The following is a 14,266-nucleotide window of genomic DNA, read 5'->3' as shown; positions in this document are numbered from 1 at the left end:
AGTCCCATGAGCGAATTACATTATCTGTATGGCAAGCCTTTAGGTACAGCAGATCTAAGAACCCAAAATAGCGATTTTATCGTGAAAGAGATTTTGCCTTTTAGCCCAACGGGTGAAGGTGAACATCACATGCTGCATGTACGCAAAGAAGGGCTAAATACAGTACAAGTCGCTGAAATGATCGCTAAGTTCGCTAAGGTGCATCCAAAGGAAGTCACCTACGCTGGTCAAAAAGATAAAAATGCCATCACAGAACAATGGTTCGGTGTGCGTATTCCGGGTAAAGAAACACCGCTTTGGAAGGATCTCAATAGCGAACGTTTGACTATATTGTCGAGCAGCCGCCACAGCAAAAAACTGCGAATTGGTGCCTTAGTCGGTAACCGTTTTATTCTTACCCTGAGAAATGTCACCCAAGTCGAAGACATTATCAGCCGTATCGAAAAGGTCGCTCAAGTGGGCGTGCCCAATTACTTTGGTGAGCAACGCTTTGGTCACGATGGTAAAAACTTAGTTTTTGGTCGCCAAATGATGGCGGGTAAAAAAGTCAAAGATAGAAATAAGCGCAGCATGTATCTGTCTGCGGTGCGCTCAAATCTGTTTAACACTGTGGTGTCGTACCGTTTAGCCAACCATGGCACTAAGCCGCTAGCGGGTGATTGTGTGATGTTGGCGGGCAGCAAAAGCTTCTTCGTTACGCCTGAATGGGATCTCATCGTATTGAAACGTCTGATTGAAAAAGACATTCAACTATCAGCACCATTATGGGGCCGCGGCATGATGCTGCCTCAAGGTGAAGCTGCTGCGGTGGAAACCTTGGCCATGAGTGAGTTGGCTGACGATTGCTATGGCCTTGAACATGCGGGATTAGAGCAAGAGCGTCGTCCGTTACTGCTTGAGCCCCAAGCCCTTAAATACGAACAAACCGCCGATGGTCTTGTGCTTGAGTTTGTGTTGCCTGCGGGTAGTTTTGCCACATCCTTGTTGAGAGAGTTAGTCAATTATCAAGATGTTAAAGAGCAGCAATGGCAAGCGACACTGGTGCAGGAGCCTGGGCCAGAGGCAACGAATGCTAACGTAGCGGCTGATACCATTGAAACTAAGACTGAAGCTGCACCTAACATTGAAGCAGAGTCATGATCCGCATCTTAGTGAGCAACGATGACGGGGTTAATGCACCGGGGATCAAAGCCTTAACTGAGGCCTTGGCTGAAATTGCGACTGTGCTGACAGTGGGGCCAGATCGCAATTGTTCTGGTGCGAGCAATTCATTAACCTTGACTAATCCATTAAGAATTAATAGGTTAGATAACGGTTACATTTCTGTTCACGGTACACCGACTGATTGTGTGCATTTGGCTATCCGAGAATTGTACGATGGCGAACCCGATATGGTGGTATCTGGTATCAATGCTGGCGCGAACATGGGCGATGATACCTTGTATTCGGGGACTGTCGCTGCCGCGATGGAAGGGCGCTTTTTAGGTTTTCCTGCGGTCGCGATTTCGCTCAATGGCCGCAAATTCGAACATTATCAATCGGCGGCTGTTTACGCTCGGCGGATAGTTCAAGGCTTGTTGGCCCAGCCTTTGGCAAAGGATCAGATTTTAAATGTGAATGTGCCAGACTTGCCGCTTGATCAAATCAAAGGCATTAAAGTGACTCGCCTTGGTGCTCGTCATAAGGCTGAAGGCATAGTACGAACGCAAGATCCCGCTGGACGTGAGATCTTCTGGCTCGGCCCACCAGGACAAGAGCAGGACGCCACTGAGGGCACTGATTTTCATGCTATCGCCAATGGCTATGTGTCAATTACGCCTTTGACGGTTGATTTAACTGCCTACAGACAACTAACGGCATTGCAAAATTGGGTAGATAAAATATGACTCGAGTTGCCTTAACATCGGCGGTGAACTTAGCTAAAAAGCTTCATGATGCGGGGATCCGCAATCAAGCCGTGTTAAAGGCGATATCGCACACGCCGCGGGAAATGTTTCTCGATAATGCGCTAGCCCATAAAGCCTATGAAAATACCGCTTTACCGATTGGCCAAGGGCAAACCATCTCGCAGCCTTATATCGTCGCCCGTATGACCGAACTCTTACTGCATAAGATGCCTCAGCGCGTATTAGAAGTGGGTACAGGATCGGGTTATCAGGCGGCAATTTTGGCGCAATTAGTGCCGCAGCTTTGTACTATCGAGCGAATAAAAGGCTTACAAATTCAAGCGAGACAGCGCTTAAAACGATTAGATTTGCATAATGTGTCGTTTAAATATGGTGATGGCTGGTTAGGTTGGGCGAATCGTAGCCCGTTCGATGCCATTATGGTGACCGCTGCCGCTTCGACTATACCTGAGGCCTTACTGTCTCAATTAGCCGAGGGCGGAGTGTTAGTTCTGCCAGTCGGCGAAGATACCCAGCAATTGATGCGAATCACTCGTACTGCGGACCGCTTCAGTTCGGAAACAATTGAAACGGTTAAATTTGTCCCTTTGATTAATGGAGAGTTAGCTTAACCTTGTGTTGTGCTACTGTCTCCACTGAACAGCTTGTCTTGCAACGAGGGCATTGTTTTCTCATCATAAACAGTAATACAGCCTCACCAAGGAGTTTTTATTGTTGAATGCGGGTTTAGTCTTAAACCTCTGCTTTATATTTCTGCTTGCAGGCTGTAGCTTTCAGGCCAGCCGACCCGCGCCCGTCGAAAATATTTCCCATAGCTACTCTAAAAACAACAAAGGCCACATTAAATCGAATTTATATAAAGTTAAGAAAGGCGACACGCTTTACTCTATTTCTTGGGGCGCAGGAAAGGATTTTTCTGAAATAGCTAAACTTAATCAGTTAGATAACCCTTATACAATTTACCCCGGACAGATTTTATATTTAACGAATGCTAAGTCGAGTAGTCAGTCCAAATCTACAACTTTAGATGGAAGGAAAACGAGCTCCTCGGGTAATAATTCTAGTAAAAATGATAAAAAACAAATAGATAATCAAGTTTCTCAAACCGGTGCTAAGTCAAGTAATGATCTGAAAAAAACACTTGATCAGAAAGCTAAGCCCGCGTACCTTGTAACAAGTTCCCAACAAAATGTTAACTCGCTCATGGTTCCACCGACTTCGACACTACCAACCAGTGTGAGTCAGTGGGAGTGGCCAGTAAGAGGGAAGTTAATCGGGACTTACTCTGCCAATGAGCAGGGAAATAAAGGCATTAAGATCGCGGGGAATCGGGGAGATATCATCAAAGCTGCTGCAGATGGGCGGGTGGTATACGCAGGAAGTGCTCTTAGGGGTTACGGTAATTTAGTGATTATTAAACATAGTGACGATTACCTTAGTGCTTATGCTCATACGGACAAGATCTTAGTCAAAGAAAAGCAACATGTCCTCGCAGGGCAGACAGTTGCAAAAATGGGCAGTACAGGTGCCAATCGGGTAATGTTACATTTTGAAATTCGTTACCATGGACAGTCTGTAAACCCACTTACTTATTTACCCAAACAATGATTGCTTGGGGCCTTGTTGGCAAATGGAGGATAGGAAATTGCACTAATTCAGCAGTTTAATCAGGTTTGGGAGATTTAATCATGAGCCGCATAAAAAGCACTGCCGCAGAAGCACTAGTAGATTTATCCGTAGACACTGTTGACTTCGATCTGGAAAAAGAAGAAGTTGCATCCGATTTAGTTCAAGAGCTAGGAATAGAACAACAGGTTCAAGATGACCTGCAAAAAAATCTTGATGCCACTCAACTTTACCTAGGTGAGATTGGTTTTTCCCCACTGCTTAGCGCAGAAGAAGAAGTTTACTTTTCCCGTAAAGCCTTAAAAGGCTGTGCAAAATCCCGTAATCGCATGATCGAAAGTAATTTACGTCTGGTCGTAAAGATTGCCCGTCGTTACAACAATCGCGGCTTAGCACTGCTTGATCTTATCGAAGAAGGCAACTTAGGCTTAATTCGTGCCGTTGAAAAGTTTGACCCAGAAAGAGGTTTCCGTTTTTCAACCTATGCGACTTGGTGGATCAGACAGACCATTGAGCGCGCCATTATGAATCAGACTCGTACTATTCGATTGCCTATTCATGTTGTTAAAGAACTCAATGTTTACTTGCGCACCGCTCGCGAGTTAGCACAAAAACTCGATCACGAACCAACGGCTGAAGAAATTGCCGAAAAACTACAAGTGTCGAGTGCAGATGTCAGCCGTATGCTTAAGCTGAATGAGAAAATCACCTCTGTCGATACGCCTTTGGGGGGCGATAATGACAAGGCGTTGCTGGATATTTTAGCCGATGACGATAACGTTGGCCCTGACTATAAAGTGCAAGATGAAGATATTTCTAATTCAGTGGTCAAATGGCTCAATGAGTTAAACACTAAACAAAGAGAAGTGTTAGCCCGCCGTTTTGGTCTGTTAGGTTATGAACCTTCTACACTCGAAGATGTGGGTGCTGAAATTGGTTTGACCCGCGAACGTGTACGTCAAATCCAAGTAGAAGCATTGAAACGTTTACGCGACTTATTAGGATCTCAAGGTTTATCTGTTGAAGCATTGTTTAGAAACTAATTATTTCGAAACTAATAAATGAGAAACTAAGATCAGTTGTTCGTTGATCTCTATGCCTAGCTCCTAGCTAAGGTCTAGTGATTTAGTCTAGTGCTTAGGTCTAGTCGATAAAAGTAAAACGCCCACTAAAGAGTGGGCGTTGTTGTTTCTAGTCCTTTATTGCTGATCATATCGCTTAGCGAATATCACTCGTTCACAGAGTGTTAGCTCAGACGTTTCAGCTCATAGAGCAAATCAAGTGCTTGTTTTGGCGTTAAGTTATCGGGATTAATGCTACTTAACTTCGTTAACGCTGGATTCTCAACTGGTTCAGGTAACGCGAGTAAGCTTTGAATAGGCGTCCTCGTTCCTTCAGCTTGATGATCGCGACTCTCCAATTGCTGCAACTTATGTTTAGCGGCTTTAATCACTTTGTTTGGTACGCCGGCAAGCGCCGCAACTTGTAAGCCGTAGCTTTTACTGGCGGCGCCTTCTTGCACTGCATGCATAAAGGCGATGGTATCGTCGTGTTCAATGGCATCGAGGTGCACATTGTAAACACCAGCCATTAATTCAGGTAACTGAGTTAGTTCAAAATAATGGGTGGCGAATAGGGTCATAGCGCCGACTTGCTGGGCTAAATACTCTGCCGCCGACCAAGCGAGCGATAAACCATCATAGGTGGATGTGCCGCGGCCGATTTCATCCATTAACACTAAGCTACTGGCGGTGGCGTTGTGTAGAATGTTGGCGGTTTCTGTCATTTCGACCATAAAGGTTGAACGGCCAGAGGCCAGATCGTCAGAGGCGCCAATACGGGTAAAGATACGATCGATAGGGCCTATCAGTGCGCGATCTGCTGGCACAAAACAACCAATATGGGCCATCAGCGTGATCAAGGCGACTTGGCGCATATAGGTCGATTTACCGCCCATGTTAGGTCCGGTGACAATCAACATACGTCTTTGATTGTGCAAGGTCACTGGGTTAGCGATAAACGGTGTTTGACTCACACGTTCCACGACTGGGTGACGACCAGCCTCTATCTGTACGCCGATATTTTGGCTCAGCTCTGGGCAAGTGTAGCCTAAGGTTTCGGCGCGTTCGGCAAAGTTACTCAACACATCAAGTTCTGCCGCCGCTCGAGCAAAATCTTGTAATTCATGCAATTTTGGCAGAATAAGATCGAACAACTGTTCCCATAATTGCTTTTCGAGTGCCAGCGCTTTACCTTGGCTCGAGAGCACTTTTTCTTCGTACTCCTTAAGTTCGGGCGTGATATAACGCTCCATATTCTTAAGGGTTTGACGGCGTTGATAATTGAGCGGCACCTGCGAGGATTGCAAGCGACTCACTTCGATGTAATAGCCGTGTACACGGTTATAGCCGACTTTAAGGGTGTTGATACCTGTACGTTCTTTTTCTCTGGCTTCGAGTTGTACTAAGTAATCGCTTGCACCTTCGCTAAGACCGCGCCATTCATCTAATTCGCTGTTGTAGCCTTCACGGATCACTCCGCCATCGCGGATAAGCATGGGAGGATTATCAACTATCGCGCGCTCAAGTAAGGCTTGTTCAGCGGGGAACTCACCTAAGTGTTGCCGTAATTGAGTCGTATGCGGCGCGCTCAGTGTGCTTAAACTCTGTTGTAATTCAGGTAGTAAGCCCAGCGCTTGACGTAAACGGGCAAAGTCTCTTGGGCGAGCTGTACGCAGCGCGAGTCTTGCCATGATACGTTCAATATCGCCAAGTGCCTTTAACTGCTCATGCAGACCTTCGTGGGCGGTGGTATCGAGTAATTCAGTCACCGCCTGTTGGCGTGCTTTGATGTGTTTTGGATCTCGCAGCGGCTGATGGATCCAGCGTTGCAACATGCGGCTGCCCATAGGCGTCGCCGTGTTATCCAATACTGCGGCTAAGGTATTATCGCGGCCACCAGCAAGGTTTTGAGTGAGCTCTAGATTTCGGCGAGTTGCCGCATCGAGCACTATGCTATCGGTTTGATTGAAGCGGGTAATGGCATTGATATGGGGCAGAGCTGTGCGCTGTGTGTCTTTGACATATTGCATTAAGCAACCCGCAGCTTGCAGTGATAAACGTGCATCAGCGATGCCAAAACCATGCAAGTCTTTTGTGCCAAACTGAGCCAGTAGTAACTTGATGCTAGTGTCGTAATCAAATTCCCACTCAGGGCGACGACGTTTACCTTTAAAACCGTTTAGTAGACCTAGTTCGCCAAAGTCTTCACTGTAGAGAATTTCAACGGGATTAGTGCGTTGCAATTCAGCTTCTAATGACTCTCGTGTGTCGAGCTCAGCAATCACAAAACGTCCGGATGAAACATCCAGAGTGGCATAACCAAAACCGACTTTACCTTGATAAACGGCTGCCAATAGATTGTCTTGACGTTCCTGCAGCAGGGCTTCGTCGGTTAAGGTGCCAGGCGTGACGATACGCACCACTTTACGCTCAACAGGACCTTTAGAGGTTGCTGGGTCGCCAATTTGTTCACATATCGCAACCGATTGACCAATTTGAACTAATTTCGCAAGATAGCCTTCCACAGCATGGTAAGGCAGTCCCGCCATGGGGATAGGATCGCCACCACTTTTACCGCGCGCCGTGAGTGAAATGCCTAACAGCTCAGAAGCACGTTTAGCATCATCATAAAACAACTCGTAGAAGTCACCCATGCGATAAAACAGCAACATGTCATGATGTTCTGCTTTCATGGTCAAGTACTGACGCATCATAGGAGTATGTTTTTCTAAATCATCGGTATCAATTACATTCATTAAATCGTTATCGTCCGTTGTGACTGCCTAAAGGCGATACAGTTTGTGTGGTTACAGGGGATTAAGCGCTAGAGAAGCAGAAGACTGCTATACAATTTTCAGCCAAAAAGACCACGCAAAATTTGCTGCGCCAATCTTAGCAATAATTTACCGAAAATTGAGCCCTTGATGACGGATATTCGTCAAAGGGATGCGATATCGGATTTGATATTCGCTAAAACCTTGGCCATATTAAAAATCCCATGAGCTAAAAATAATTCAGTCACAGGTCTTGATACTGTATGATTGTACAGTATACTAGTCAGCAGAATTAAGACGAAAAGCGCGGCTTTTTGAATTACCCGTTTGTAAATTGAATATTACTTTTGACAGCTTAAGGCATGTCTTGATGAGGGAACTGGAATGAAGGTCGATCCAAATAAAGAGAAAGCACTTGCTGCGGTATTGAGCCAAATTGAGAAGCAATTTGGTAAAGGCTCCATCATGAAGCTGGGCGAAGATCGCTCTATGGATGTTGAGACCATTTCTACCGGTTCTCTGTCTCTGGACGTTGCTTTAGGTGCTGGCGGTTTGCCAATGGGTCGTATCGTTGAGATCTATGGTCCTGAATCATCAGGTAAAACGACACTGACTTTAGAAGTCATTGCCGCAGCGCAACGTGAAGGCAAAACCTGTGCCTTTATCGATGCTGAGCATGCACTCGACCCTATCTATGCTAAAAAATTGGGCGTAGATATTGATAACCTGCTGTGTTCACAACCGGATACCGGCGAGCAAGCGCTTGAGATTTGTGATGCATTAACTCGCTCTGGCGCTGTTGACGTTATCGTTGTCGACTCAGTGGCGGCATTAACGCCTAAAGCTGAAATCGAAGGTGAAATTGGTGATTCTCACATGGGCCTAGCGGCACGTATGATGAGCCAAGCCATGCGTAAACTTGCGGGTAACTTAAAGCAATCTAACACCTTACTTATCTTCATCAACCAAATCCGGATGAAGATTGGTGTGATGTTCGGTAACCCGGAAACGACAACCGGTGGTAACGCGCTGAAGTTCTATGCTTCTGTTCGTTTAGACATTCGTCGTACTGGTGCCATTAAAGACGGCGATGAAGTTGTCGGTAACGAAACACGCGTTAAAGTGGTGAAAAACAAGGTTGCAGCACCGTTCAAGCAAGCCGAATTCCAAATCCTTTATGGACAAGGTATTAACCGTACTGGTGAGTTAGTTGACTTAGGCGTAGCCCATAAGTTGATTGAAAAAGCGGGTGCTTGGTACAGTTATAAAGGCGATAAAATCGGTCAAGGCCGCGCTAATGCAGGTAAATATTTGACTGAAAACCCAGCCATTGCTACTGAAATTGACAAGACATTACGTGAGTTACTTTTGAGCAATCCTAGTGCACTGGCTGCTAAAGATGATGCTAGCACGGAAGATAATGTTGATTTAGAAACAGGCGAAGTATTCTGAGTCAGTCAGCCCGTCAAATCGCGGTCGCGCTGTTAGCGCGCCGCGATTATTCCCGCCTACAAATCCGCGATAAATTGCTCGAAAAAGGTTTCGAACTGAATGATATCGAACCTGTGCTCGATGCATGTGAATCCTCCGGTTTTATCAATGATAATCGCTATGCTGAACTGTTGGTCCGTAGCCACATTAGTCGAGGTCACGGTGCCATCCGCATTCGCCAAGCGATAGCGCAAAAAGGCCTGTCTAAAGATTGCATTGAAGCGGCGATAACCAATAGTGATTGTGACTGGTTTGAGCTTGCAAAAGATAAGGCCACCAAAAAGTATGGCGTTCCCCGCGTAACAGAAGTGAAGGGCTCTAAAGCCCGGGATCTCATCGCGAAGGAAAAGGCCAAACGAGTGCGGTTTTTAATGGGCCAAGGCTTTAGCTACGATCAAATCACTTATGCGTTAGATTCAGATCCCAATGATCTCGACAACGATTATTAATCGCTTCAACTCATCGATTGCGATGTAACCTTAAGACTGCAAAAGCTTCTTTAACAAGTCCTCAGAAAATCTCCCCTAAAATGTCATCAAATGGGCTTTGTTGCTTTCGTGCCCGACCCTTTACCCACTTGCTCAAATACTGTACTTTTTGCACCTAACCCGCAGAGTCTGTCATTGTCCTTTATTATTGCTGTTTTGCCTCTAGCTACTCTGGTATGGGCTATTCACGCAAAAATATTAAATTCCTGATGTGCATATCACCAATCAAGGCTGGTCGTCCTTACTCAGTCTGCTTATAATGCTGGGCAAATAGAAATACGGCTAGCCTAAGGCGTAGCTGGTAATGCTTACCCAATTCAGGATGATTTCATGTATCAAACTACAGCAGAGCTTAGAAGCGCTTTCCTCGAATTTTTCCGCAGCAATGGTCATCAAGTTGTGGACAGTAGTTCATTAGTGCCAGGCAACGATCCCACACTTTTATTTACCAATGCAGGCATGAACCAGTTCAAGGACGTGTTTCTTGGCATGGACAAACGCAATTATACGCGTGCGACCACTGCTCAACGTTGTGTACGCGCCGGTGGTAAGCATAACGATTTAGATAACGTCGGTTATACAGCACGTCATCACACCTTTTTCGAAATGCTGGGTAACTTCAGTTTTGGTGATTATTTCAAAGAAGAAGCGATTCGCTTTGGCTGGACTTTCTTAACTGAAACTTTAAAGCTGCCGAAAGAACGTCTGTGTGTCACTATTTATCAAACAGATGATGAAGCCTTTGAAATCTGGAATAAAAAGATTGGTGTTGCTGCCGAGAACATTATCCGTATCGGCGACAACAAAGGTGCTGCTTATGCGTCAGATAACTTCTGGCAAATGGGTGATACCGGTCCTTGCGGCCCATGTTCTGAGATTTTCTATGACCATGGCGACCATATTTGGGGCGGCCGTCCTGGCAGTCCCGAAGAAGATGGCGACCGTTTCATCGAAATCTGGAACATCGTTTTCATGCAGTACAACCGTCAAGCATCGGGTGAAATGCTACCTTTGCCTAAGCCATCGGTTGATACTGGCATGGGGATTGAGCGTATTGCCGCGATTATGCAAGGCGTACATTCTAACTACGAAATCGATATCTTCCGTACGCTGATCGCCAAAGCGGCTGAAATCATCGGCGTAAGCGATTTAACCGAGAAGTCACTGCGCGTCATTGCTGACCATATCCGTTCATGTGCATTCCTTATTGCCGATGGTGTTATGCCGTCGAACGAAGGCCGCGGTTATGTGCTGCGCCGCATTATCCGCCGCGCAGTTCGCCATGGTAACAAGTTGGGCGCGACCGAAGCTTTCTTCTATAAGTTGGTTCCATCTTTGATTGCGGTGATGGGCGATGCGGCTAAAGGGTTAGCTGAGACGCAAGTCATTGTTGAAAAAGCGCTGAAAGCGGAAGAGGAGCAATTTGCCCGTACGCTTGAACGTGGTTTAGGTATTTTAGATACGGCCTTAAACGAGTTGAAAGGCGACACCTTAGACGGCGAAACCGTATTTAAGCTGTATGACACCTATGGCTTCCCAATGGATTTGACCGCTGACGTCTGTCGTGAGCGCAACATCATTGTCGATGAAGCAGGTTTCGAAGTCGCCATGGCTGAGCAACGTAGCCGCGCCCAAGCTGCTGGTAACTTTGGTGCAGATTACAACGCAGCGCTGAAAATCGATGCTGAAACCGCATTCACTGGTTACACCGAATTAGCGGGCCAAGCTAAGGTCACCGCGATTTATCTAAACGGTGAGTCAGTGACGGCTATCAAAGCGGGTGATGAAGCCGTTGTCGTGCTTGATGTCACCCCTTTCTACGCTGAATCTGGCGGTCAAGTGGGCGATAAAGGCCAACTGGTCGCGAGCGGTGTTGAGTTTACGGTAAACGATACGCAAAAGTATGGTCAAGCAACGGGCCATCAAGGTGTGTTGGCTACTGGTAGCTTGAGTGTTGGCCAAGTTGTTGAAGCAAAAGTCGACAAAAAACTGCGTCACCGTACTCAGTTAAACCATTCTGTTACACATTTATTGCATGCTGCACTGCGTCAAGTGCTCGGTACTCACGTTTCGCAAAAAGGTTCATTGGTTGATCCTGAGCGTTTACGTTTTGACTTCTCCCATTTCGAAGGTGTAAAAGCCGCTGAATTAAAAGAAGTTGAAGAATTAGTTAACACTCAAATTCGTCGTAACCATGAACTTAAAACCGCTGAAATGGGCATAGATGAAGCTAAAGAGAAAGGCGCTATGGCACTCTTTGGTGAGAAATATGACTCACGAGTGCGTGTTGTGACTATGGGCGATTTCTCTATCGAATTGTGTGGTGGTACCCACGTGGGCCGAACGGGCGATATCGGTTTATTCAAAATTACCTCTGAAGCGGGTATTGCAGCAGGTGTTCGTCGTATCGAAGCCGTGACTGGTGCCGCTGCTATGGCTTATGTGGCGCAGCAACAAGCTGAACTGGAAGAAGCTGCGGCCTTATTGAAAGGCGATGCCAACTCAGTTGTCGCTAAATTAAAAGCCCAGCTCGACAAAATGAAGCAACTTGAAAAAGAAATGGCGCAGCTGAAAGACAAGCTAGCTGCCGCAGCGAGTGCAGATTTAGTGGGCGATGCCGTTGTAGTTAATGGCGTTAACGTGCTGATCAAAAAATTAGACGGCGTTGAGGCAAGTTCATTACGCGGCTTGCAAGATGAATTAAAACAGAAATTGAAATCGGCCATTATCGTGCTTGGCACCGCGCAGGAAGGGAAAGTTAACCTGATCGCCGGTGTGAGTAACGATCTGATCGGTAAAGTCAAAGCGGGTGAGCTCGTCGCTATGGTCGCTGCACAAGTGGGCGGTAAAGGCGGTGGTCGTCCTGATATGGCTCAAGCGGGCGGTAGCCAGCCAGAAAATCTTGATGCGGCATTGGCTCAAGTATTACCTTGGATTACTGAGCGTCTAGCTTAAGAGGTTGCTGTGCCCCAAAAACGAAAGCTTAGTGGTAGCAAGCTTTTTGTGAAAAAGTTCGGCGGCACTTCGGTGGGTTCTATTGAACGTATCGAAGCGGTCGCTGAGCAGATTACAAAGTCAGCTCACAATGGTGAGCAGCAAGTCTTAGTCTTATCTGCAATGGCGGGTGAGACTAATCGCCTATTTGCACTGGCAGCACAAATTAATCCGCGGGCCTCGGCGCGCGAATTAGACATGTTAGTGTCAACGGGTGAGCAAGTGAGCATTGCCTTGATGTCGATGGCGTTACAGCGTCGCGGTATTAAGGCGAAATCCCTTACGGGCGATCAGGTACAAATTCATACGAACAGTCAATTTGGCCGTGCCAGCATCGAGCGGGTGGATACTGAGTATTTGCAATCCTTATTAGCCGACGGTGTTGTGCCGATCGTTGCAGGGTTTCAAGGCATCGATCCTCAAGGCGAAGTCACCACCTTAGGACGCGGTGGTTCAGATACCACTGCTGTCGCCTTAGCGGCGGCGTTAGAAGCCGATGAATGCCAGATTTTTACCGATGTGGCAGGGGTATTCACCACAGATCCGAATATCGATAGCAGTGCCCGTCGCCTCGATGTGATTGGGTTTGATGTGATGCTCGAAATGGCAAAGTTAGGCGCTAAAGTATTGCATCCCGATTCAGTCGAATACGCCGAGCGTTTTCGTGTGCCATTGCGAGTCTTGTCGAGTTTTGAAGCTGGGCAGGGGACGTTAATCCAATTTGGCGACGAGTCTGAACTCACTATTGCCTCGTTAGTCCAAGGTATTGCGATTAATAAGGCGCTGGCAACGCTGACGATTGAAGGGCTGTTTACCACCAGTGAACGTTATCAAGCGCTGTTAGGCTGCTTAACGCGATTGGAAATTGATGTGGAATTTATTTCCCCATTGAGGGTCCACGAGGATGATCCTTCGGGTCGAGTTAGTTTTATGCTCGCTGAAGCTAAGGTTGATACTCTGCTTAATGAGCTCGAAGGCTTAAGCGAAAGCCTTGCTCTCGGACCATTGATTATCGAACGGCAACGTGCAAAAGTATCTTTAGTTGGCAAAGGTTTACAGGCAAAAATGGGATTATTGACTAAGATGTTAGAAGTCTTGGGTAATGAAACTATTCATGCTAAGTTACTCACGACGTCAGAGAGTAAATTGTCAACCGTTATCGATGAAAGGGACTTACACAAGGCGGTTCGGGCGTTACATCACGCTTTCGAGCTAAATAAGGTGTAATTAAATAACCGTTTGAGTATTGAATACTATTAATTTGTACTAAGCTGACCTTATAATAAGCCCATCTACCGGATGAGTGCCGTGTGTAAGCTGAATTAAGAAATAAAGGAGCTATCGAATGCTGATTTTGACTCGTCGTGTTGGCGAAACACTGATGATTGGTGATGAAGTCACAGTTACAGTGCTAGGGGTAAAAGGCAATCAAGTGCGTATTGGTGTGAATGCACCAAAAGAGGTTTCTGTTCACCGTGAAGAAATCTACCAACGCATTCAATCTGAAAAATCAGGTACACCATCGGAAGGTGGTAACTTTTAGTACCTTGTCTCGGCAAGAGTATTACGGCAACAGAAGAGTCAGTTTTTTAACTGGCTTTTTTATTTTTTAGACCGAAAGATTGGCGCAAATCAATACATTGGCTTGATATAACAGCAATGTGATTAAAAACAGTTCAAATGGAATCTGTTTCGGAAAAAGGGTTTGACTTATTTTCGTCAAACAGTAATATGTGCGCCAAGAAAACGGAGAGGTGGCCGAGTGGCCGAAGGCGCTCCCCTGCTAAGGGAGTATGGGCTTTAACTCCCATCGAGGGTTCGAATCCCTCCTTCTCCACCATTTCTTACCGATAGAAAACAGTGCGCGTGTAGCTCAGCTGGATAGAGTACCTGGCTACGAACCAGGCGGTCGGAGGTTCGACTCC

11 protein-coding genes and 1 tRNA gene are annotated in these 14,266 nt (G+C 46.3%); 11 read left to right on the top strand and 1 reads right to left on the bottom strand.

Going from position 1 to position 14,266, the window contains the following annotated elements:
• The first annotated feature begins 6 nt into the window (after positions 1–6).
• From truD to rpoS, 5 genes are all read left to right on the top strand, one after another.
• Positions 7–1,140 (top strand): tRNA pseudouridine(13) synthase TruD, encoded by a 1,134-nt coding sequence (truD, locus tag FW758_RS10310; protein ID WP_446445317.1) that lies wholly within the window; start codon positions 7–9, stop codon positions 1,138–1,140.
• Positions 1,137–1,886 carry a 5'/3'-nucleotidase SurE gene (surE, locus tag FW758_RS10305; RefSeq protein WP_446445316.1) on the top strand — a complete coding sequence of 250 codons (750 nt, stop codon included), beginning with the start codon at positions 1,137–1,139 and terminating at the stop codon, positions 1,884–1,886. Before truD ends, surE begins: the two co-directional genes overlap by 4 nt.
• Positions 1,883–2,518, top strand: coding sequence for a protein-L-isoaspartate(D-aspartate) O-methyltransferase (locus tag FW758_RS10300; protein WP_006082610.1), 636 nt, complete (start codon positions 1,883–1,885; stop codon positions 2,516–2,518). Before surE ends, FW758_RS10300 begins: the two co-directional genes overlap by 4 nt.
• Positions 2,519–2,618: 100 nt before the next feature.
• A complete protein-coding gene (locus tag FW758_RS10295) occupies positions 2,619–3,515 on the top strand; it encodes a peptidoglycan DD-metalloendopeptidase family protein (protein ID WP_446445315.1) in 897 nt (298 codons plus the stop codon).
• 80 nt (positions 3,516–3,595) lie between these two features.
• On the top strand, positions 3,596–4,576 hold the full coding sequence (gene rpoS / locus FW758_RS10290) for an RNA polymerase sigma factor RpoS (RefSeq protein WP_006086853.1): 981 nt from the start codon (positions 3,596–3,598) through the stop codon (positions 4,574–4,576).
• 203 nt (positions 4,577–4,779) lie between these two features.
• Here the strand turns inward: rpoS and mutS are convergent, their stop codons facing one another.
• Positions 4,780–7,350 carry a DNA mismatch repair protein MutS gene (gene mutS / locus FW758_RS10285; protein WP_446445314.1) on the bottom strand — a complete coding sequence of 857 codons (2,571 nt, stop codon included), beginning with the start codon at positions 7,348–7,350 and terminating at the stop codon, positions 4,780–4,782.
• 402 nt (positions 7,351–7,752) lie between these two features.
• On the opposite strand from mutS, the gene recA reads away from it, so the two are divergent.
• The 6 genes from recA to FW758_RS10255 all read left to right on the top strand — a co-directional run bounded on the left by recA (position 7,753) and on the right by FW758_RS10255 (position 14,181).
• Positions 7,753–8,820 (top strand): recombinase RecA, encoded by a 1,068-nt coding sequence (gene recA / locus FW758_RS10280; RefSeq protein WP_342898046.1) that lies wholly within the window; start codon positions 7,753–7,755, stop codon positions 8,818–8,820.
• A gap of 17 nt (positions 8,821–8,837) precedes the next feature.
• Positions 8,838–9,308, top strand: a complete 471-nt coding sequence (locus FW758_RS10275; RefSeq protein ID WP_446445356.1) for a regulatory protein RecX — start codon at positions 8,838–8,840, stop codon at positions 9,306–9,308.
• 369 nt (positions 9,309–9,677) lie between these two features.
• Positions 9,678–12,302, top strand: coding sequence for an alanine--tRNA ligase (alaS, locus tag FW758_RS10270; protein WP_446445313.1), 2,625 nt, complete (start codon positions 9,678–9,680; stop codon positions 12,300–12,302).
• A 9-nt stretch (positions 12,303–12,311) separates the two neighbouring features.
• Complete coding sequence (locus tag FW758_RS10265) at positions 12,312–13,568, top strand: aspartate kinase (RefSeq protein WP_446445312.1); 1,257 nt, start codon at positions 12,312–12,314, stop codon at positions 13,566–13,568.
• Between the two features lie 118 nt (positions 13,569–13,686).
• The gene (csrA, locus tag FW758_RS10260) at positions 13,687–13,884 is read left to right on the top strand and encodes a carbon storage regulator CsrA (protein ID WP_006082602.1); all 198 of its coding nucleotides are present in this window, start codon (positions 13,687–13,689) and stop codon (positions 13,882–13,884) included.
• 205 nt (positions 13,885–14,089) lie between these two features.
• A tRNA-Ser gene (locus FW758_RS10255) sits at positions 14,090–14,181 on the top strand.
• The last annotated feature ends 85 nt before the right edge of the window (positions 14,182–14,266 follow it).

This window comes from Shewanella sp. 1180_01 (assembly GCF_052850535.1).
The sequence above is the reverse complement of the archived record's forward strand: the minus strand, read 5'-3'. Positions and strand labels throughout refer to the sequence as shown.

What these genes read in the sequence shown, in the direction of transcription:
- truD (WP_446445317.1), top strand. Translation starts at nt 7, where the DNA reads ATGAGCGAATTACATTATCTGTATGGCAAGCCTTTAGGTACAGCAGAT.
- surE (WP_446445316.1), top strand. Translation starts at nt 1,137, where the DNA reads ATGATCCGCATCTTAGTGAGCAACGATGACGGGGTTAATGCACCGGGG.
- FW758_RS10300 (WP_006082610.1), top strand. Translation starts at nt 1,883, where the DNA reads ATGACTCGAGTTGCCTTAACATCGGCGGTGAACTTAGCTAAAAAGCTT.
- rpoS (WP_006086853.1), top strand. Translation starts at nt 3,596, where the DNA reads ATGAGCCGCATAAAAAGCACTGCCGCAGAAGCACTAGTAGATTTATCC.
- mutS (WP_446445314.1), bottom strand. Translation starts at nt 7,350, where the DNA reads ATGAATGTAATTGATACCGATGATTTAGAAAAACATACTCCTATGATG.
- recA (WP_342898046.1), top strand. Translation starts at nt 7,753, where the DNA reads ATGAAGGTCGATCCAAATAAAGAGAAAGCACTTGCTGCGGTATTGAGC.
- alaS (WP_446445313.1), top strand. Translation starts at nt 9,678, where the DNA reads ATGTATCAAACTACAGCAGAGCTTAGAAGCGCTTTCCTCGAATTTTTC.
- csrA (WP_006082602.1), top strand. Translation starts at nt 13,687, where the DNA reads ATGCTGATTTTGACTCGTCGTGTTGGCGAAACACTGATGATTGGTGAT.